The 21,188-nt window shown below is 50.4% G+C and carries 13 protein-coding genes; 7 read left to right on the forward strand and 6 right to left on the reverse strand.

Annotated elements, in window-relative coordinates; translation table 11 throughout:
- The first annotated feature begins 39 nt into the window (after positions 1 to 39).
- Positions 40 to 1,860, forward strand: a complete 1,821-nt coding sequence (locus tag G451_RS0114190) for an ABC-F family ATP-binding cassette domain-containing protein (protein ID WP_027184779.1) — start codon at positions 40 to 42, stop codon at positions 1,858 to 1,860.
- Between the two features lie 91 nt (positions 1,861 to 1,951).
- On the opposite strand, the gene G451_RS0114195 is transcribed toward G451_RS0114190, so the two are convergent.
- Both G451_RS0114195 and G451_RS0114200 read right to left on the reverse strand, forming a co-directional pair.
- Complete coding sequence (locus tag G451_RS0114195) at positions 1,952 to 4,270, reverse strand: hypothetical protein (RefSeq protein ID WP_027184780.1); 2,319 nt, start codon at positions 4,268 to 4,270, stop codon at positions 1,952 to 1,954.
- Between the two features lie 126 nt (positions 4,271 to 4,396).
- Positions 4,397 to 7,009 (reverse strand): hypothetical protein, encoded by a 2,613-nt coding sequence (locus tag G451_RS0114200; protein ID WP_027184781.1) that lies wholly within the window; start codon positions 7,007 to 7,009, stop codon positions 4,397 to 4,399.
- 512 nt (positions 7,010 to 7,521) lie between these two features.
- Here G451_RS0114200 and G451_RS29520 point away from each other — a divergent pair.
- The 5 genes from G451_RS29520 to aroB all read left to right on the forward strand — a co-directional run bounded on the left by G451_RS29520 (position 7,522) and on the right by aroB (position 13,932).
- On the forward strand, positions 7,522 to 8,790 hold the full coding sequence (locus tag G451_RS29520; RefSeq protein ID WP_051261512.1) for a DUF362 domain-containing protein: 1,269 nt from the start codon (positions 7,522 to 7,524) through the stop codon (positions 8,788 to 8,790).
- Positions 8,787 to 10,331: a class I adenylate-forming enzyme family protein gene (locus G451_RS0114210; protein ID WP_051261513.1), complete on the forward strand. Its 1,545-nt coding sequence runs from the start codon at positions 8,787 to 8,789 to the stop codon at positions 10,329 to 10,331. The genes G451_RS29520 and G451_RS0114210 overlap by 4 nt, the downstream gene beginning before the upstream one ends.
- Positions 10,307 to 11,545: a DUF362 domain-containing protein gene (locus G451_RS29525; protein WP_051261514.1), complete on the forward strand. Its 1,239-nt coding sequence runs from the start codon at positions 10,307 to 10,309 to the stop codon at positions 11,543 to 11,545. Before G451_RS0114210 ends, G451_RS29525 begins: the two co-directional genes overlap by 25 nt.
- Positions 11,546 to 11,614: 69 nt before the next feature.
- Positions 11,615 to 12,700, forward strand: coding sequence for a bifunctional 3-deoxy-7-phosphoheptulonate synthase/chorismate mutase (locus tag G451_RS0114220; protein WP_027184783.1), 1,086 nt, complete (start codon positions 11,615 to 11,617; stop codon positions 12,698 to 12,700).
- Positions 12,701 to 12,813: 113 nt separating this feature from the next.
- Positions 12,814 to 13,932 carry a 3-dehydroquinate synthase gene (aroB, locus tag G451_RS0114225; RefSeq protein WP_051261515.1) on the forward strand — a complete coding sequence of 373 codons (1,119 nt, stop codon included), beginning with the start codon at positions 12,814 to 12,816 and terminating at the stop codon, positions 13,930 to 13,932.
- A gap of 73 nt (positions 13,933 to 14,005) precedes the next feature.
- Here aroB and G451_RS29530 read toward each other — a convergent pair whose 3' ends face one another.
- Both G451_RS29530 and G451_RS0114235 read right to left on the reverse strand, forming a co-directional pair.
- Complete coding sequence (locus G451_RS29530; RefSeq protein ID WP_051261516.1) at positions 14,006 to 15,793, reverse strand: methyl-accepting chemotaxis protein; 1,788 nt, start codon at positions 15,791 to 15,793, stop codon at positions 14,006 to 14,008.
- A gap of 276 nt (positions 15,794 to 16,069) precedes the next feature.
- On the reverse strand, positions 16,070 to 17,908 hold the full coding sequence (locus tag G451_RS0114235; protein WP_034642340.1) for a pyridoxal phosphate-dependent decarboxylase family protein: 1,839 nt from the start codon (positions 17,906 to 17,908) through the stop codon (positions 16,070 to 16,072).
- Positions 17,909 to 18,115: 207 nt separating this feature from the next.
- Here G451_RS0114235 and G451_RS0114240 point away from each other — a divergent pair, with 207 nt between their 5' ends.
- The gene (locus G451_RS0114240) at positions 18,116 to 18,577 is read left to right on the forward strand and encodes a universal stress protein (protein WP_027184786.1); all 462 of its coding nucleotides are present in this window, start codon (positions 18,116 to 18,118) and stop codon (positions 18,575 to 18,577) included.
- Positions 18,578 to 18,659: 82 nt separating this feature from the next.
- On the opposite strand, the gene G451_RS0114245 is transcribed toward G451_RS0114240, so the two are convergent.
- Positions 18,660 to 19,274 (reverse strand): nitroreductase family protein, encoded by a 615-nt coding sequence (locus G451_RS0114245; protein ID WP_034642342.1) that lies wholly within the window; start codon positions 19,272 to 19,274, stop codon positions 18,660 to 18,662.
- Positions 19,275 to 19,737: 463 nt separating this feature from the next.
- A complete protein-coding gene (locus G451_RS0114250) occupies positions 19,738 to 20,820 on the reverse strand; it encodes a tyrosine-type recombinase/integrase (protein WP_169727884.1) in 1,083 nt (360 codons plus the stop codon).
- Between the last annotated feature and the right edge of the window lie 368 nt (positions 20,821 to 21,188).

The following is a 21,188-nucleotide window of genomic DNA, read 5'->3' on the forward strand; positions in this document are numbered from 1 at the left end:
TGACGGAGCGGCAGGGAAGCTGATACAGGGCTTTGCATCATGATAACGCTTATTTCCCTGCAAAATGTATCGATCACGTTTGCCGCACATCCTTTGTTTACGGATTTGTCTTTAGGAATAGGAAAACAGGAGCGAGTCGGTCTTATTGGAGCCAACGGCTCAGGGAAGTCCACATTGCTTGGAATTCTCGCTGGTCATATCCTTCCCGACACGGGAGAACGGTTTGTCTTACGCCAGGCACGACTTGCCTATCTTGCGCAAGAAGATGAACTTGACCCGACGAAAACCGTTGAAGAGATTGTTGCCGAGCCGCTTCATAACGAGCATGTTCCAGCGGAAGAACTCTATACTCGTGTTGGTATCGCTCTCGGCAAGGCCGGATTTATGGATCGAACACAACATGTCGATCAATTATCCGGAGGATGGCGCAAGCGACTTGCTTTAGCTCGCGAGCTTGTCAAAGGACCCGATATTCTCCTGTTGGACGAACCGACCAACCATCTTGACCTTGAATCGATCTTGTGGCTGGAAGAACTCCTTCTCTCGCTTGATTGCGGGTATGTTGTGATTAGCCATGACCGTTCATTCCTTGAAAATGTCACGACACGAACTATTGAATTAGGTCGAGGATACGCCGATGGATATTTAAGCGTCGACGCCTCGTACAGTCGGTTTCTGGAAAAACGGGAAGAGTACCGTCAGGGTATGGTGGGGTATGAGCAGACCCTGGCGAACAAAGTACGACGTGAGATTGAATGGTTGCGGCGTGGTCCCAAAGCCCGTTCAACCAAAGCCAAGTATCGCAAGGATGAAGCCGGGCGATTGCAGGAAGAGCTTGCCCGAACTCGCCGGTTGACGGCCGATACCGGGAAAGCCGGCATCGACTTTACGGCAACAGATCGCAAGACGAAACGCCTTGTTGTTGCTGAAGACATTTCCAAAACACTCGGTGGAAAGACGTTGTTCAACGGTCTCGACGTCGTTCTGTCTCCGGGAAGTCGTCTCGGACTGGTAGGTTTGAATGGCAGTGGAAAAACGACGTTGTTGCGTACGTTGGCCCGAGAGATAGAGCCCGATACGGGAACGGTGTCGTTTGCACCCAATGTGCAGACGGTTGTTTTCGATCAAAATCGTGAACAGCTCGATACGACCGTCAGCCTCAAACAGGCATTGTCGCCACATGGAGATTCCGTCATTTACCGTGATCGGCCATTGCATGTGGTGAGCTGGGCCAAACGATTTTTGTTCAAACCGGAACAACTTCCTTTACCTGTTGCCGAGTTGTCTGGTGGAGAGCAAGCGCGGGTTCTTATTGCTCGCCTTATGTTGCAGCCAGCGGATATTTTATTTCTCGATGAACCGACCAACAATCTTGATATCGAAACGCTGGAAGTCCTTGAAGAGAGTCTTGTCGAATTCTCCGGATCGATCGTTCTGATCAGCCACGACCGGTATTTTCTCGATCGCGTATCAACTCAATTGCTTGGACTGGATGGACATGGCAATGCTATCTGGTACGCCGATTACGACCAATGGGACGATGAACGCAAAGCCCGGGCAAAGGTCAAAACAAAAGTCAAAACCGGTAACACAGAATCAAAGCCGGCCAAGGCCAAGCCCAAAAAACTGAGCTATAAAGAACAGCGTGAACTTGATGGCATGGAAGACGCGATTTTTGAAGCGGAATCCGAATTGGAAACAGTGACTGCACAGTTACATGATCCTGCTATTGCGTGTGATGCTGAGAAGTTGCCCGAGATTGTTGCCCAACATGAACGCGCTCAAGCCGAAGTAGACCGACTCTATGCACGGTGGGAAGAATTGGAGGCGAAACGCCTGGAACTTGCTGGAGAAGGGTGAGTTCAAAAAAACAATTGCAAGGTCTGGAAGCGTAACGCCGGGGATGAAATTCCCCGGCGTTTTTTATGAGGATATCTCGATAGAATGACTTTTATGGTGCCGCCAGAGGCGTCGGCTCCTGGCTGACAAATGCTTTGATTGTGAGTTGTTCCAATGCAAAGGCGAACCCCGCCGGAGAGGGTGTGTCGGCCTCCAGGATAAACGTGTTCTCTCCGGGGTGCACAGGAAGGGAGAACGTCACATCGCGTTTTTCCGGAATCTCAAACGTCAAGGCTTCTCCCTGGGGAGGGATCACACGCAAGGGAGTCGTCGTTTTTTCTCCCCAGGCCGGTCCTTTCCATATGACGCTGGACAGTGTGGCAAATCCGGTTGAGCCGCTGAGAATAGTGAGAGACGTACGCCCTGATTGGATCCACAATAAACCGGGTCGATTATTCCCAAACAGTACCTGACCGGAGAAGAAGTCAAAAGAAAGTGTGCACAATTGAGCACGTTGATCCGGTGGCAGACGAAGGAGACCGAAATTGCCGGCACGAGCAACGACAAAATCAGATACCGACTGTGGATCAGTGATCCGTGACAGGTCAATAAGGGTAAAGTCAACGGGCAGGACATCAGGGTTACTGTCCAATCGTGATAACGTCACCGGCGTGGATTGAGAAGATATGGCAAGAATCAGATAATTTTGCGTCCACGGGTCCAAAGTTGAAACCGCAACACGCGGGCGGCGATCAAGGTGTTGATGGGCCTGCTTGAGGGCGAGATGAATGGGAGCAAGGTCAAACGGTTGTTTTCTGTATAAGGCATGATGGTTGGGGGAATGCTCCAGTTCTGTTCCTAACCCGGCATTGACGGGCCGCAGGAGTCCAGGGAGCAAACAGATGACGAGCCAGCCGGCGACGAGAAGCGCGTTGATATCAATGAATTTCGATTGGAAATTGTCATGCATGCGGCTGGCGACGAGCGCTGTCGGAGTCAGGATGCAAAATGGCGCAATATAGGTCAACGCTTTAGCCGCTGGCCAGGGGTGGTCGAGCAGGTACAGAGCAACGGCACACAGCAATCCGCCTGCCGACATGCAGATCAGAAACAGGGTGGCGGGGTTCTCTTTCCGGTATGTTGTGTCCTTCAAAAAAAGTCCGGTTAAGACCATGCTGAACAACGAGAGAACAAAGGAAAAGATGAAAAGAGAGTATCGAATAAGGTTACGTAAAATAAATCCGACTGACTCCGGTGGTTCAAGCGCTGCAACGCCCCAGAGCGAAGAGATAAGCCGCGTATTGAGGAAGTTGAAGTAAAAAGTGAACCAGGGTGTTGTGGCCGTGGCTTTTGTTGTCGCCAACGAATTGGTTGCTTGTGTGGTGAAGAATCGCCAAAAGTAGTCGATTCGGGGAAGAAACAGGACAAGCATGGTAAGAAGGCTGACTCCATGCATGGAGAATTGCCGTAAGGTCATGTCTTTAGCGGCAAGACGGAACACAACATAGAGGAGCACCCCGGAGAGAAGGATAGGGGTCATTTCCATATAGGTGAAGATAATCGCTGCCATCAAGAAGCCCAGAAGCCCTCGCGCAGGGTGAAAAACCGTCCGCGGTCGTGTTTCCAGGCGGATAAACAGGCAGGCTGCCGTTAAAACAAGAGGCAGCGCATTCAGGTGAGACATAGCCTGGATATCGAGCACCAACTGTCCCCAAAATCCGACGCAAACGACAAGAGCACTCACGGTGGCGGCGAGCGGAGGAACGCGACTTGATCGCGCGATGAGGTAGGCGGGGCCAAATGACGATAACAAGAGAAGCAATCCTAAAAATGGCTCGAATTCTACCTGCGAAATGTCGGTCAACTGCGAGAAAACCGCCAAAAGCATAGATGTCGTCCATCGAATGTTAAGCATGTTCACGGCTTGTGGATACAGTGGATGCATGGCTTCGATGGTGTTCATGTCGAGACGGAATGCGAGATGGTACGGTTCATTCCCCAGGTATTGACCGAGTGTGGCGTAAATGAGGGTGTCGTCTCCGTTTCCGCGAAAGGCTATAAAGTCGGGCCCGCCGATAAGGGGCGGAGCAAAGAGCAACACGATGACGGTTATTGCGCCCAAAAAGTAGGCGCGATGAATGCCTTTGCCACGCCTTCCGTTCATCAAATCAGAGCGAAATCGCCATAGGGCCAAAATCACGCCGAGGCTTGCCGCAATGGCCGAAAACGGACCGGCCCAAACATGGACCGGGACATCGGATACAATGAAGTAGGTGCCGCAACAGGCAAAAAGCGCCAACCCCACCGCGGGAGATAAGCACAATCCGGCTTCGTATCGATCCGTATTGTCCAGGCACCATAGTACCGGACCAATCCCCATGGCGGTGAGCAGTGCGAAGCACCACAGGGCGCCAACACAAGAAGTTAGCATGTCGGTGAACTCCACGTCATTAAGACCTTAAGCGCTATGGTGAACACAATATGTCGTCGCGGAGCATTGGAGAACGGCAAATGTGATTGTGCCATTGTGTGTTGATACATAGAAAAATACGAAGTCCTATTTCTTGTTGAAAGTGACATCGAGATTGCCGATAGCGAGTAACAAGGTGCGTGCATCACCAGGCACACTGGTCGTCGGAGTGTCGAGATCACGCAGACCAATGCGCGTCATACCGGCTGGAACGGGAATACGAAGGTCAAGAGGGTCATCGGTATCAAGAGTGCGGCGTTCAGCATATCCGGCACTGGTTTCGATGGAAACAAATCGTGCCGCAACACCGGGCAAGCTTGGACCAGGCATAAGTCTGGCCGTCATGTGAACGATTGTCGGAACAGTCGAGAATACCGTCAATACAAGTGGTTTTTCGTTTAACCAACGCCATACGCTTCCGTTGATTGTATCAATACCAAGAGGGCCGGTGACATCAACAAGATATGATGCACGTTGACCATCAGGCACAAGGATAAGCATTTCAACCTTGGCTATCATGGTGCGGGAATCGAACGGAGCTTTGCCGGCAGGGTCGGGGATATTTGTTGGCAAAAGGTTAAGTTCGGTCATTCCTTTGCGCACCGGGATGACGGTTTCGATGATGCCATATGCTGAGACCTCAAGCGTATTATTATACCCTGTGTCTGTCGAGATATGAAGTCGTACAGGCTCCCCTGGCGGAAGACTTGGTCCAGGTCGTGCGACAAGTAACAGACGAACCAAGGTTTGCGTATCGCTTTGGACGCTGAGTCGGGTCGTTCCCGGTCCAAGCCAAAATGTGCCGTCCGGTTCAAGATAGTCGATGTGCTCAGGAAAGGCGATAGCGGAGACATACGTCTTGGGACTCTCGACACGATAGAGGCTGAAGGGACCAGTTTGGCGGACGAGTGTATTGGGGGGAAAGGCATTGGGTCGGTCGGTGAGCATATAAAGAATCTCACTACCGAGTCGGTCGGCTTGGGGCCGCATGAGCTTGGGATTGGTAAAGTATTCGTGGTGACTACTGAAGAATGCAACCGGGGTATTACGCAAGCCCCAAATGGCGGGAGCAACGCGTGACTCATCAATAATGGCCGCGCCAACGCCACCTTTTGGAATATTTTGAGTTATTTTTTCTAGGGCTTGAGCCGCGACGGTCGTTTTCGGATAGACCGTTGCATTGAAGCTTGCGACATGAAACAGCGTCATACCAAGAAAAGCCAGAAGAAAAAGTCCAATAAGGCTTGCCCCCAGACGCTGATGTTGCCGGCGCGTAAACCAGTCCACGACGGTGTAGCCCCCTAACACCATGAGAATGACAAACGCAAACCAGCCGACAAGTAAAAATTTAAACATGCCGTAGTCATAGGAGAAGCCGATTCCCATGACTGCTGCGGCGAGACTGCAGGCCACAGCCGTAGCGAAAACGGGCCAGGCACCAATGCGCAGACTGCGCCGCGCTCCAAGAACGATGAGTACGATACCGGGAAGGGCAACGGCATTATATATGCCGAACCACCATCGAATATGTTCACGCACGCAACATTCGTAGGGCATCCACAAACCGAACGAGGCACTCGGTACAAATGGGGCTGTAATGAGACCTTTAAAAAATCCCTCTCCTGGTCGTAGCGTTGAGGCGTCAAATCCGAGGTGGAGTTGCCCCTGAAAAAAGCCAATCATGACCGGAAGCCACGGAGTGGCGAGAACCAAGCCAAGCACAACGGCGGCAGGGCCGAATGTAATGGCTGCAATACGATGATGGCGATCTGTGATTATGCGGCCGAGAATGAAGAATGCCGCGCACCCCAGAATGGCCGGGGCCAGCTCGGGATAGATAAATAACAAACCGGCAACGAGCATCCCGGTTGGGATGAACATTTCAAAAATTCCGGGCTGGGATTTGGCGTCTTGAGGGGGCAGGGTGTCGTTGGGGATATACCAGACGAGTCCCGCTAAAGCGGGTAAAATGGAAATCGCCAGAAGGTTGTCAAAATTGTTTGTGAGCACAACCGACAGCGTCCATCCTGAAAGGCCAAGACAGGCCAGCGCGACCAGTGACCAAATGCCGGGCAAGGCTCGGCGTTGAAGGAACCCACAACGTGTCAGAAAAAAAGCCATGGACGAGGCATAACAAAAGAGTCCGAGAGCGAGGAACGGATGAATTGCAGATACTGTATCCCAGGGTCTCCCCGTCATGGGAGAGATGAACGCAAGCAAGTTCGCCGCGGCGAACCGGCATTGTGAAAAATTGGATGCATATTCGACCAAAGGGGACACGTCAGGCGATAGCGCTGTATTGGGAAAAACGGTAAGCCAACCTGTTGCGACATAATACCATTTATCCCAAAACCAGGAGCCGGTGTAGTCGGCGAGACCATGCCAGAAAGCCGGTGCAAGCAGAATAATAGGCAAGAGACCGGTGAGCTGTATAAGACCGGGGAAATGTCGCATTTCCTGTGTCGCCGATTGTGAGCCGAAAAGCGACAACAAGGCGGTGAGTCCCCAGACAAATGGAACAACCCAAGCCAGAGGCAGATGGAGCAATACGGCCCATCCCAAAAGAATCGTCCACATCGTCATGGTGACAACCGGCGCAAGAAAGAGTGTCCCGCTGTTGTCGGAAACGACACCGGTCAGTCGCAAAAGTCCGCGGCCAGCCATAAGGGCGGCTGCGCACAACACAATATAGGAAAACATTATGACTCCCTCAGAGGCAGATCAGGCACGCAAATGGGATGAGATGAATACCGCATGATTCATACATTCACACGTCATCCATCTAGCCGAGTACCGTAACGGCTCATTGATACTCTGCACATAAATAAAAAATATTGGTTGGAAATTGCCGGATTGTCAATCCGGCGCAACGGATGAATGGTGAATTTTTATGCCGCCATCTTTACGCAAAGGCTAAAAGAGACTATGGTAACTCGTGGACTTGATTGTACATATCATTATATCTCGCGGAGAATAGGCAATAATGACTCATTGTCGTGTGTAGCGTATACCATATCGAATTTGTCTATGTATGGAACATTTACAAGAGCGGATGCTTCATACCGCCTACAATGTGTTGGTTCGAGTCAGAGAAGATGAAAGAACTGAATGAGAGACTTCACAGGATGACGCTGTAAAGTGATATCCCTTTCTGTACCGATCCCTTGCCGTAGGATTGTGACTTGAAGAACCTGGAGAATCGAGACATTACCATGCCACTGCAGTTCTCGCCGGTTATTTTGCGCGATTACCATTTTTCTTCTTTGCGTCAGCGTTTGTTCGAATCGTTGGACCAATTCAATATCTGGCCATCGGACAGCGGCGCACGTATTCTCGTCAAACCCAATCTCAACGCTAATATGAATGCCCTGACGGGCAATACGACGGACCTACGACTTCTTGCCGCTATCATAGGCTATCTCAAAGCCCGAGGCTATCGACATATCACCCTCGGTGAGGGCACAAATTCGGGCTACTATCGGGCCAAAATCGGCGTTATTGAACGCTTGATGGTTGATCGATTGGCCCGACATTTCGATGTCGAGCTTATCGACTTCAATTATGCGCCAGGACGTCCCATTGATTTTGAGCAAGGGGAAACGGCCATGGTGGCTGCTCCATGTCTGGAATCGGATTTTTTCGTCAATGTGCCGAAATTAAAGACCCATAGTGAAGCACTGATGAGCGGTTGCCTCAAAAATCTCGTTGGCTGTCTCGTGGGGCAAGAGAGCAAAAAGAAAACACATCAAAGCCTGGCTGCCAATATTTGTAATATAAACGTGGCGGTGCGTCCGCATCTGCATATCGTTGATGCCCTTGTCGCTATGGAAGGTTTGGGACCAACGCGCGGCACTCCAGTCGTGTTGGATAGTCTTATTATTGGAACCGATCCGTTTGTCATCGATTGGGTTTTGGCTCGTATCATGCAGTTTGACCCGCAGGCTGTGCCGGTTTTGGCTGAAGCCGAAAAGCGCGGACAGCTTGATGAGGAAAAACGACACACGGCGGAGTCAGTTGATGTCTCTGCGGTGTCCAGGCCGTTTGCCCCTCCTCAACCGGGGCGATTGGCCGCTTTTATCCATCATCCACGGCGTCAGAAGTATTTCATGGCGGTGCGTAACGCTCCTTTCGTAAAAGCAATGGCCGATACGGCACTTTTCGGCAAGTTTATGGTTGCGTTGGGACTTCGTCAGGATGTCTTTATTAGTCAGGATATGCGTCTTGAGCGTTTAGTCTATGATCCGGCGCGCTGTACGAATTGCGGACAATGTCTCAAGTACTGCCCGCTCGGCAATGATCCACGGAATAAGACCGAAGACGATCCCTGCCTTGGCTGCCTGTATTGTTTTATGGTTTGTCCCCATGTCGCCTATACATTTGAAGGAGAGATGGGCTTTTTGGAGGAGCAGATGCGACAATACGATCATCTCATCCGTGCATTTGAAACCTGTGACCGTCAGTCGGTCGATCCTACATCATGACACATATTGCATTTCCCCGGTTGCAAAACGACATGGTGCCTCTGGAAGATTATGGCCAGATGCTTTCCCGAAATGAAGTTCAATTTGGAGACCGACCGGCAATCTTTTCGCAGAATCGTGTCGTCAGCCATGGAGAACTTGCTGTGCGCGTCCGCGCTATCGCCGCATTGTTTCGCGATATCGGCATACAAAAGGGCGATTGCATTGGCGTCTTGGCTGGAAAGAATCCATGCGCTATCGAGTGTTTTCTTGCGGCGACACTTATCGGTGCCGTCTTTTTCCCTGTGGATTGCCTCCAACCTCGTTCCGTATCCGAAGAAATCGTTCGGCGTTTGCAACCATCGTTGCTTGTTGCTGAAGCCGATTTTTTGCCGTTGGCAAACGCACTGGCTTGTCTTGGAACACACACCCGTGTGGTGGCCGCGGCGCAGAGCATACCGACAAACATTCCGTCGTTTGCCAACCTGGATATGTCACGCCCAGTGGACGATCCAAGCGTTCGTTTAGGGGCTGACGATCCTGTGTATTATAATTTTACATCAGGAACGACGGGTCGTCCAAAAGCCGCCGTGGCGACGTTAGGGAACATTCATTACAATACTCTCGCGTCTATCGAGAGTTTTGCCATGACGGCAGAGGATGTGCATTTGTGTATGATGCCCATCTTTGTGCATCCTCACGAATTGTTTGCCCGGCCGTTGTATCTGGGCGGATCGTTCGTTTTGATCGACTCCATAGCTCCCAAATCGATTGCTGGCGAAATTGCCCGTCACCGCGTTACCGCCTTCATGGCGGTTGCTTCGATTTATGAGACTCTGGTGCGGCTCCCGCATGCCGAACGATACAACTTGGAGAGTTTACGCATTCCCGAATCCGGAGGCATGTTCGCGACATCGGATCTGGTGTTCGAGTTTCGGGATAAATATGGAAAAATTATGATGCCCGTTTGGGGATCAACCGAAGCCACAGGCATTGCCGTCGCCTCACGACCGGGAGAAGCATACCGTCCGGGAACCATGGGGCGGGCATGTCCTTACTATGATGTGCACGTTATGGCTGAAGATAATCGTGAAGCCGACGTCAATGAACCCGGTGAACTCATTGTTGCCGGTCCGGGGGTTATCTCCTCATATTATGATGATCCCGAGGAAACCGCATCGTGTTTGTCCGGTGGAGTGTTTCATACCTGTGATATCGTGAAGCGCGACAGCGACGGCTATTTGTTTTTTCAAAGTCGAAAAAACAGCATGATGAAAGTCGGCGGTATGAAAGTGTTTCCTGCGGAAATTGAAGAATGCCTCCGGGCGCATCCCGACATTATCGAAGTGGCTGTCATTAAATATGGTGATACACTCCGTGGAGAGGCACCTAAAGCTTTTATCGTCAAACGGCCAGGGGCTCAGCTTGATCGGAGTGATGTCATCGCGCATTGTCGGACACATCTACATCGTTTCAAAGCCCCGAGAAGTATTGAATTTCTTGAAGAACTTCCAAAAACCCCCGGAGGCAAGCTGGCATGGCGAAAGCTGTTGTCGGAATAGGGCATAAGGACTACATCCCGGAAACGCCCGGTGATTTTACAGCGGCAAGTCAGAAGATCGTCACGGAACTGCTTGCCGAAACCATTGCGCAAACCACGGATTTGCCTCTTCTTGTGCTTGGGCAAAAGGTATTGCTCAAGCCCAACCTTGTTCGTCCCAATCCGAAAAACCCGAATGCGGTGGTGACGGATGAACGGGTGCTCATGGGCCTCATTCAATTGATCAAAGATGCTGGTGCCGCTGAAATTTGGGTGGGTGACAATCCGGGATACGGTCTGCCTTTAGCGCAAGCTTTGGAGCAAATGAGCGAATTTAAAACCCGGTTGGCACACCTGAATGTTCGCTTACGCTTTTTTGATGAAGAAGAAAAAATCACCGTCGACAACCCCACGGCAGTCATCTTCGATCCGGTTGTCTTACCGGTTTCGCTGATGGAAGCCGATGTCTATATCAATGTGCCGAAGATGAAGACGCACATGCATACGCTGGTTACGCTCGGCATTAAGAATCAGTATGGACTCATTCTTGACGATCAGCGCATGTTTTATCACCGTAATGATATCAATGTAAAAATTGTTGATATCTTGCGTGTGGTCAAACCGCATTTAACAGTCATTGACGGCATTTATGCGGTGCAGGGGCAGGCGCCTTTGTCGGGCAGTGTGGTCGAGCATATGAACACGATTGTCTGCGGCGAGGATGTGGTGGCCGTCGATACCGTGTCGGCATCACTCATGGGGATTGATCCCATGGAAGTGGCCATGTTGCGTATTGCCCGTGCCGAGAAGCTCGGGGTGGCTGACCTTGATGACATTGAGATCAGAGGCGCCGATCCCGATGCTGTTCGTCGTCCATTCAAACGGCCCGTTGTCAGTCCCATGGGTGCCTATGATGAAATTCACGCGATTGAAGGCGGGGCGTGCACAGGATGTTTATCTGCTTTGCGACATTCATTGGATAAACTGCATTCCGAAGGTCGACTGGCCGGCAATCTTCCGCAGACGGTATATATCGGGAAACCCATGCCCGACATGAAGAATGTCAAGTCATGTAAAGGTCCAATGTGGTGCTTTGGCAGTTGCACAAGCGACCTTATTTTTAATCATCAGCGTTGCGAGGAAAAAGCTCGTTTCATTCCGGGGTGTCCTCCACATATACTCGAATTTTATAAGGCTTATCTCGATGCCATGGCCGACGACAATGAAGACACATGATCTTGCATAAAGGAAAGGGTGTTGTCTGGATTGAACATCAACCGCTCGTGGTTCTGTGAGGGATAGACAATGAGTGAAAAATCCAATCTTCTGACGCTCGAAGAACTCCGTTCCCGTATGACGCTGGTTAACGAGACGCTGGTCGAGAATCTCAATGATTACTTTACCGTGGCTGGACAAATCGGCCGTGTAAAAGATGCACTTGGCTTACCCTATTTTGATGCGGCTCGCGAAGCGGAGATGATCAGTAATGTTGTAGACAAAAATCCTGGCCCAGTTCCGGACGATTTACTGAAGAAAATTTTTCGGGAGATCTTCAGTGTATCGATCGAAGTGATGATGTTGCAGAAAAAAATGGGCCTGCAAGTGAATCGTCTGCCAGGTATGGCTGATGCTGTCGTCACAACGCCGCATGCTGCTATCGGTGGCAAGAGAAAAGTCCTTATTGGCGGGCCTTGCGCGGTGGAATCCCGTGATCAAATGATGTCGATCGCTCAACATCTCCATGGCCTCGGCATCAATATTTTGCGTGGTGGGGCCTTTAAACCGCGGACATCTCCGTATAGTTTTCAAGGGCTGGAAGAAGAAGGGCTCCGTATCATGCGCGAAACGTGTGATGCCTTTGAAATGGATATGGTCACGGAGGTTTTGAGCGCGCGTGATGTGGGGCTCGTGAGCCAATACGCTGATATTTTGCAGGTCGGCACCAGAAATATGTTCAATTATACCCTGTTGAAAGAACTGGGACAGTCGCAAAAACCAGTATTTCTCAAACGGGGCCTCATGGCGACCATTGACGAATTTGTGTTGGCGGCCGAATATGTTTATGCAGGTGGGAACACGCAGGTTATTTTGTGTGAACGTGGCATACGGACTTTTGAAAATCAGACGCGAAATACACTGGATATTTCGGCAGTGCCCATATTAAAGAATCTGACACCGCTTCCGGTGATTGTGGATGTGAGTCATTCTTTGGGTCGGAAGGACATTATTGCACCGGTCGCACGTGCAGCATTGGCTGCCGGAGCTGACGGCATTATGTTCGAAGCGCATTCCAATCCGGAAGTTGCTTTGTCTGATTGTGAACAACAACTGACGCCTGACGAAGTGGCTGATTTGGTGGCTGCACTCGGGCAAATTGCCGAGTTAAGCTAATTGCTTGCGGTATTCTGGACGTAGAAAAAACACTGCCGTAAGTTATTTTTGCCGCCCGTGTTGCCAAAATTGATGGCGCACTGGCAACGTACTGAGAAGAGAGGGAGGAAGGCATGCCGTCGACCAACGACGAAAAAAGCGCGGTCATGGAGCAGCTGCGGGTAGATCTGGGCGGACGCTCCTACGACATTTTGATCGGCAGGGGACTTCGTGACCAGCTTGCTGCCGACCTGGCTGCACGAGGTGAAGGATCGGTCTGCGCTGTTGTTGCCGACAAGAATACGGCGCCGCTTTTTGGCGAACCGCTTGTCGAAGAGTTACGCCGATTCGGTGTTCGTGCGGGAATGTATGTTATTGAGCCGGGCGAGGAAAGCAAGTGTCTGGCGACTTTTGAATGGTTGCTCCATGAATTCAAGGCTCTTGGTCTCAAACGCCATGATCTCGTTGTTTCCGTAGGTGGAGGCGTCGTTGGGGACGTTTCCGGATTCGCGGCAGGCTGCTATATGCGTGGTGTCGACTATATTCAATTCCCGACAACACTGCTTTCGCAAGTCGATTCGTCCGTAGGCGGTAAAGTGGCTGTCAATCTCGGTTCGACCAAAAACTACTGTGGTTTGTTTAACCAACCACGCCAAGTCTATCTCGATGTGAGCGTATTGAAGAGCCTCCCCGAACGCGAAGTGAAGAGCGGATTGGGCGAGGTCTGTAAATATGCTCTTATGGCAGATGCTGAGCTTTATGGTTTTCTTATGGAAAATGCCGATGCAATCCTGGCCCTTGATGATGAAATAATGCCGAAGGTCATTGCCTGGTGTTGCCATATCAAGTCCGAAGTTGTTGCTGAAGATGAGCGAGAAACGACTGGTATTCGTGCCTTGCTCAACTATGGACACACATTCGGTCACGCATTGGAAGAGATCACCGACTTTGCGCTTTCCCATGGTGAGGCTGTTGCTTATGGTATGAAAGCTGCCGGATTGCTATCCAACAAAATGGGAATCTTGTCGGATGAAGAGTATGAAATGCATCATGCTCTCCTGAGCCGCTTCGGACTGGCCGACAAGCGACTTCATCTTGACGTGGATCGCTTTATGGAAGCCATGAATGCCGATAAGAAAGCTGGTACCGACACATTGCGGTACATTTTGGCTTCCCATATCGGCGTGGTCGAAGTCCGTGAAGATGTTCCGCTGGAATTAGTTCAAGAAGTCGTGGAGTGGCTGGTCGGGTAGGTTCTTTATTCTTTATTTCTCAAGAACAAAGGCCGGGTTCGTTTGAATCCGGCCTTTGCATTTCGATAGCTGTTTATCCAAATACTTTAATATCGGCTGCGAAAACGCCAAGAATTTTTTGGTCTACGACGATAGGCGTCGCAATGGTTAGACAATATTCTCCCGATGCCTGGGATTCGTAAATCGGGGAAATGTAGGTGTCTTCATTCTCCATGACACCGCGGAACCAGGGGCGTGTCGTCCAATTTGATCCGAGAACAGACTTGGCAGGAGCTGATGAAGCATGAGCAGTTCCGATATTTTCCGTGAATTGTATGCCTTTAGCATCCGTCGCATAGAGCAATTCCATGAAATGGTGTTCGGACAAGGCGTGCCGCATCAATCGTTCTACGGGTTGGCGTTGCATGGAGATCGTATCGGGATGCAGAGCCAGCTCTTCGACGGCATCTTGTGCTGTGCCCTGACCAATGAGTTTGAAGACGCCATTGAGTTTGATCAATTCTTCGATTTCATGGCCGAGTTGATCGATTGTTTGGGTAGAGCGCAACATACCTTCTGCCGTCTCTGAAGAAACCTCGCTGATACGATCAATGGCATTTTTAATGCGTTCACTGGCTGTGACCTGTTCGTCCGAGGCCTGGGCAATGGCAAGAACTCGATCGGATGCATTATCGGACAGGCTGACGATTTCCGTCAGTGCTTCCCGGGATTCTCCGGCCAGGTCGGTGGCTTCTGCAACGGCATTGGCTGCTTCGTCCATGTTTTTTATATTATCGAACGCACCTTGCTGAATTCCTTGAATGGCACGGCCGACTTCGTGAGTGGCGGACATGGTCTTTTCGGCGAGTTTCCGGACTTCATCGGCAACCACGGCAAAGCCTCGTCCGGCATCACCAGCTCGAGCGGCTTCAATGGCTGCATTCAGGGCGAGTAGGTTTGTTTGGTCCGCAATATCCGAAATCACGGTCATGACTTGACCGATGGACTCGGCCTGCTTGCCCAGTTCGGACATATTTACCTTAAGTGATTCCGTGAGCGAACGGACTTGATTGATGGAATCGACGGAGCGCAGGACGACGCTGGAACCATTCTCCGCCTTGTCTTTGGCATCTTTCGCTGCCTGAGCTGCGTCGGTTGCTAATTGCGCAACATTGAAAATCGAGGACAGCATGGAGTCGACCGAGTCGGCCGTTTCGCCGATGACTTCGGATTGGATCTCTGCTCCCTGGCTGACACCTTGCGCTTCGGTTTTGAGTTCTCTTGTGGCGTTTTTAATCGATGAAGCCACGTTTTCCAGAGTTTCGCCTGCCGCCAGCATGCCTTCGCGACGTACTTCGTCTTTCCGCTGTGTCTTGTCCGCCATGGCTGCGGCTTCGCGGGCTTGATTGGAATTACGCTCGGCTTCGTTCGCTTTGCGTTCGGCTTCATTCAGCGCCTGTTTCATGCCGTCCAACATTGTCTCCAAGGCTGTTTTCAGCATGGCCAACCGTCCGATGAAGTGACCGGTAACGCGGCTTTCCAGGTTTCCTTCAGCAACGTCCGTAGCAAAAGCTGTCAATTGTTCCAGCGGTTTCAGTAAATTGGAACGGATCAGGAGCCCAAGTCCGACGGCAGCAATACCAACGATGGCGAGACTCAACAAAATGGAATTGAAAACAATGGAGGAAGTTTCTTTTTCAATTAACTGTGAGGCGGCCCGTGCCGCTTGGACTGCATCAGGATTTGTCGAAATAACGGCTTGGTGGACATCCTTCCCAAGGCTTCCTAATTCAATACTATAGAGTCCGTTGGCGGCCAACGTGACAAGGACCAGCGCGCTGAGCATTGTTGCGGCTAGACGAAAGTGTAAAGATTGTAGCATGAAATACTCCTTCGAGACGTCAATACGTTGCGCATGGTCTCAATGTGTAACGGGAGCCATAAAATGATCGGTTCTGTGGAAGCTGTCAAGGACTTGTGTTACAATTTTGTAGTTCGATGGATTGGTCAGGAGTATTCGGCGAAATGACAGCCGGTATATGTCAAAACGCCATATAATAAGTCGATAAAAATTCTGTTACATCGACAGTCATGGGAGGGAATGAATTATTGATTTACTGTTTTCGTCAAGAATGAGGAATATGATCGCACTTTGAGCCTATTCTCCGAGAATTGAAGCCATAATGGATAAGAAGCGTTGCCAATATGCGGTATAGGTTGTTCCTTCGGCTAGAAATGGCGTCATGATGCAAGCACGTAAGACGAAAACTGTTCCAACGCGTTGCCATTCTTTTCCGCCAATGCCGAGACGTTCCAGAAAAGGCAGCGTCGAGTCGCCGTATTCATGGTGGTCGAGGCTTGTTTTCGAAGTGATAAAATCGGTTTTATATATTGGTCCGGCCACATAGGAACAACGATCGTACACTCGTCTGTTGATAGCATTCATGGTGTCCAGGTTTGCATTCCCCTCACGGTTGAATGCAAAGGCGACAATATTGAAATCTGGCCGGGTTAGCGCTGTAGCAATATACGTATGGCCATCCATGGCATGGACCGGTGGCATGGTAGAGAGGTTGTGGTAAAACGTGGCGGCTGCTTCAAGGCTGCGGGCTACAATGCGACCATGTCCGGAAACGTTCAATGGAACGGCTTTGTGCGCCGCCCAAACTGCTGCGGCTGCAGCACCGGCTTTTGATCCTTCAAGAATGAAATTTCCAAGTTGATTGTCTTCATCTCCTGATGCGGTGTAAGGCGCATGATAGCCGACACAATCGAGAATGCGTTTATCTTTGTGGACAATGGCACCAGCCGCATAGGGAACATACCCCATTTTATGGGAATCGATCGTAACGGCATCGGCTTCGGGCATGGCTTCGTAGGCGCGGTGCACTTCATTATCCGGCCATTCATCATACAGTCGAATGTCCATCTCTGTTTCATTCATGGCACAAACCGCCTCATGCGTCATGAAGGTATTGTTTTTGTCGAGGAAAAATGTGCGTCCATATCCACCGTATGCCGCGTCGATATGGAGAAAAAAGCCAAGACCTTTGGCCTCGTATGCTTTTTTAAGTGCAGCAATATGATGGATTTCATCAATGGCGCCTTCTTCGGTGGTTCCGACAACGGCAACAACGGCCAAAACAGGAATATCACGATGCAAACACTCTTCAAGCTGGGCGGCTAATGCATTGACATCCATGCGAAAGTCGGATCGTACCGGTATATGAACCAGTGCATCCGATCCCATGCCGAGAATATCCATTGCCTTTTCCCAACAATAGTGCCGGGTTTGCGGTACGAAAACGCGAGTGGGCCCTAATTGGGTTATGCCCTTGGCACGTATACTTCGCTGTAATGCATCATGGAGTTTTCCCGCTTCGCGTAAAGCTGAAACGAGATCAAGAATGGCTGTCATGCTCGCGTGGCGTAGCATGTGATTGGACCAGTCGGTCACGAGATCGGGGGCGACTTCGCGCGCGGCCAGTGGAAGCGACTTGGCATTTCGGGCACTCCAGAGCGCTTCAATATTCGCAACCGTACCGCCGGAGGTGATGTGTCCCCAAGCGGAGTTTGCCGAGTAGCCGATCATAGCGGCAAGTTGTCGACCGACTTCGAGTTCGAGATCGGTCGTGGCCGGAGAGCCTTCGAAGGCACAGTTATTCGGGTTATAGAGGATGGTCGCCATGGAACCGAGGACCGCGGGAATCAGAAGGTCACTGTTCATGTGTCCGAGATAGCGTGGTGAAAACCATGGCATGGACTTCGCTTTCAGGCGTGAGGACAGTTCCAAAAGTACTTCTTCGGTCCTGTCTTGAGACTGCATGAAAAATTCGGTGCGTTTTTTGGGCAGCGTGACGAACGGCGCGTCATCGGGGTGAAAGTTACGACGCCAATGGATATGTTCATCCATGAGAAAATCGAGCAATCGTTTGAAAAAATCATGATTTTCTGATTTTGGGCCTAAAAACAGCGCGTTGACGTCGAGATTGTCCATGGCCCTGATACTACGGATGTCAGTGCATCAGGTCAAAAGGAATCAGAGACGATTTCTCTCACGGAATCGATAGAGTGTGTCTGTAAGAATAATTTAAATGAAGCCAATAAGATATTGTGAGTGTGTTGTTCTTGAGTTCAAAGAATGTTATTCAGATATTATTTCTGTGCCGGTCCTTACCAACGGTATAATACCAAGGAGATGGATATGGACGTGAAAACGATTCTTTGGCCGACAGACTTGTCTTCGGTTTCTCTGCAGGCTGCACCGCATGTGTTGTCATTGTCTCAAAAGTATGGGGCCAATGTTGTTGTGCTCTATGTTGCTATTGATTTGTGCAATTATTTTCCTGCCTATGGGAATTACCCCAGCCGCAATATTGTACAGGAATTTCAGAGTTGGGAAGTGGAGCAAGCGAAGACCAAACTGGAGGGTTTGTGTGAACGTGAACTCAAGGCATGTCCCAATGTGAGAATTCGTCTTCTTCAAGGAGATCCTGTGGAAGAAATTTTGGCGAGTGTTAAAAAGGAAAATGCGCAGATGATTGTTTTGACTACGCGTGGGCATGGGCAAGACAAAAAGGGCATGACCAAAGAACTTGGGAGTACGGCCGAGATGATTGTAAAAAATGCTTTCGTACCTGTCGTAACGGTGAGTCCAGAGGCCTAAAGAGGAGTGGGTACGGCCGGACAACTCCGTCCGGCCGTTATAATTTTCGGTTGAGAGACGCTCTCGTCGGATACTGAGAGTATTAGGCTATGACGATATCGTCCATGGATTTGCGTTTTTTGGGAAAAATTTCTTTTTCATCCGGGTGACCAACTGCCAGCAGGTTGACAATGCGCATGCCGGCAGGCAGTCCGAAACGCGCTTTGATGTTGGCTTCATCGAACATGCCGATCCAACATGTCCCAAGTCCCATTTCTGTTGCGCGCAGCATCATAAACGAGACCGCGAGACCGACATTCATGGCGCAGGCGCCGAATTTGGCTTGTTCTTCGGCTGTGGCTTCACGCTTCACATAGGCATCGATACCATCCATGGTTTCCCCTTGAATGATATCGTTCTCACGATAGAAAAAAGCGGCAGACTGGGAATCCTTCACATACGTGTCAAGATCGGCACAACAAATAATAATGGCAGCAGATCCCGATAACCAACCTTGTTTCCGAGTCGCTTCGCTGGTGCCGAACCACGCCAGATCGGCCGGATCGGTAACGACTTTGAAACGCCAGGGTTGAGAATTCAGGCTGGACGGGGCATTGCGTCCAGCTTCCAGCAGTTCTTTCAGTTCGGTGTCTGTTAATGGTGCTGTGCTGAAAGCCCGAACGCTATGGCGTGCGGCAATGGCGTCTTTGACGTTCATGATGTGCTGTCCTTTGGTTTGTGGGGGTTGGACTGGCATTGAAAGCGCACGGAAAGACATCGGGTACACGCAAACAACGCCGGAAATGCAATATCGTATCGGTGGATCGATTGAAAAAGTCAAGCATACTTCGCCATAGTACCCTCAAGGGAACTCCACTTTGCTGGATAGTGTTACACATCATCAAGTGATCGGGATACGTTCACGAAAAAATTGTACGATGACCATGGTAATACGCGTTTAATATGTGTTCATATATCCCAAAAGACAATTGAGTTATGAGTCTTAAATGATAATTTTCAAACAATATTGCGATGAATGTTCACTCAGTAGATGACGTTTTCGAGGAGTGATGAACGGTCTTAATCCACCGTCGCCCCCGCGTGGGGCGTTAGCTCGTTCGCTAGTAACTCTATTTCGCCTGTCATGTCAGCTAATTGCCGCTGTCTTCAGGGGATGATAGCTATCCCCTGTGGGATTTTATGTGGGACTTCATTTCGAAGACGGATTTTTGACGACCCTTTGACGTCGAGAAAGCGGCCTCGATTTCGTTTTTCACGACGCCCAAAGACCTGATGTACCGCGTTGTTGTGAGTGCGTTCTTGTGGCGTAAAACTCCCTGAATTACGGGCAACGATACTCCTGCCTTCGCCATGATAGACGCGGACAGGTGCCGGATCGCATGGAAACCAAAAGGCTTCACATTCGCCTTCCGGCAAAGAGTTCCCATCATGGGCGCTCTTGTCGTGTACGGCTGTCCGTTTTTCTGTGTGAACAGGTAGATTCCGGCCTTCTCCATATGGCCAAACACTTCGGCCAGCGGTTCAACCATGGGGATATGGTCGTATTCCATTGACCCTCCTTGGCGCTTTCGCGTCCCGAGTCGAACTGTTCTAGCATCGATGTCGATGTCCGACCATGTAAGTCGAAAAACCTCGCCGCGTCTTGCTGCTGTGTAAAGAATCGTCAGGAGCATATCCCGTTGATCCTTCTTGGAGACGCCAACAACTTTCCAGAAATCGGTCTCGCTCGGAACATATCGTCTTTGCTCGTCATGGCCGAAGCGATCCGTCGCGGCGAAAGGGTTGTCTTTCGGAAAACCAAGGTATTTAACTCCCCACGACCATGCTGCCGCGAGTTCCTTCCTCAACTCGTTGGCTGCGCCACCACTGATTGCTCTTGCCTTTTTTGTTAATACTTCCATTGCGATTGCCGGAGTCATATCCTCCGCATTCATTTTTTCGCCAGTGTGGGATATGAGAAGTTTCGCAGCCCTGATTTTCCGCTTGTAGGTAGTCTGTGCGTACCCGGTTGCTTGTACTGCATCCAAGTACCTGTTAAACCATTCCAAGACCGTGACGATCTGGATTTTCGGGGCGTTCCAATCCTCGACCTTTTGGGACGCCTCCCATTTTTTTGCCTTCTCTTTGGTTTCGAATGTTTTTGTTTTTCGCATCCCATCGATGACTTTTTCCGCTCTCCACTTTCCGCTTTGCATCCTGTAAGGCATAAGCCTTCTCCGTGTATTCTCTGAATTTTTCCTCAAAGAACACGACGGCTCCACGAGACCCGCCGAACTGGACGCCGCCAAGCGCGTGTTTATGCCGATACACCCATGACACATCACGCCGCAAGCGCTTTGCCACTTCTTGTGCGGTGAGCGTCTGCCCGAGGTCTTCGAGTATCGTTCGTTCCATTGTCGTCACCATTTCTGCATCTTTTTTAGACTTGGCATTGGATCACTTCTTTGAAAGTTCCGTCCACAGCTCGAAATGTTCTTCAAGTATGCGGCCGAATACGTCCCAAATTTGGGGTCTGATTTCCTTTTTCGAGGGGGCTTCTATTGGCTCGACCCAAACACCATCATGCTTCCACCCGCAATCAAGCGGCGATTTCTGGGAATCTGTGCAACAT

This window comes from Desulfovibrio inopinatus DSM 10711 (assembly GCF_000429305.1).
Classification (GTDB): Bacteria; Desulfobacterota; Desulfovibrionia; order Desulfovibrionales; family Desulfovibrionaceae; genus Alteridesulfovibrio; species Alteridesulfovibrio inopinatus.

Excerpts from the sequence above, each read along its gene's own strand:
- G451_RS0114190 (WP_027184779.1), top strand. The coding sequence starts at position 40 with ATGATAACGCTTATTTCCCTGCAAAATGTATCGATCACGTTTGCCGCA.
- G451_RS0114195 (WP_027184780.1), bottom strand. The coding sequence starts at position 4,270 with ATGCTAACTTCTTGTGTTGGCGCCCTGTGGTGCTTCGCACTGCTCACC.
- G451_RS0114200 (WP_027184781.1), bottom strand. The coding sequence starts at position 7,009 with ATGTTTTCCTATATTGTGTTGTGCGCAGCCGCCCTTATGGCTGGCCGC.
- G451_RS29520 (WP_051261512.1), top strand. The coding sequence starts at position 7,522 with ATGCCACTGCAGTTCTCGCCGGTTATTTTGCGCGATTACCATTTTTCT.
- G451_RS0114210 (WP_051261513.1), top strand. The coding sequence starts at position 8,787 with ATGACACATATTGCATTTCCCCGGTTGCAAAACGACATGGTGCCTCTG.
- G451_RS29525 (WP_051261514.1), top strand. The coding sequence starts at position 10,307 with ATGGCGAAAGCTGTTGTCGGAATAGGGCATAAGGACTACATCCCGGAA.
- G451_RS0114220 (WP_027184783.1), top strand. The coding sequence starts at position 11,615 with ATGAGTGAAAAATCCAATCTTCTGACGCTCGAAGAACTCCGTTCCCGT.
- aroB (WP_051261515.1), top strand. The coding sequence starts at position 12,814 with ATGCCGTCGACCAACGACGAAAAAAGCGCGGTCATGGAGCAGCTGCGG.
- G451_RS29530 (WP_051261516.1), bottom strand. The coding sequence starts at position 15,793 with ATGCTACAATCTTTACACTTTCGTCTAGCCGCAACAATGCTCAGCGCG.
- G451_RS0114235 (WP_034642340.1), bottom strand. The coding sequence starts at position 17,908 with ATGGACAATCTCGACGTCAACGCGCTGTTTTTAGGCCCAAAATCAGAA.
- G451_RS0114240 (WP_027184786.1), top strand. The coding sequence starts at position 18,116 with ATGGACGTGAAAACGATTCTTTGGCCGACAGACTTGTCTTCGGTTTCT.
- G451_RS0114245 (WP_034642342.1), bottom strand. The coding sequence starts at position 19,274 with ATGAACGTCAAAGACGCCATTGCCGCACGCCATAGCGTTCGGGCTTTC.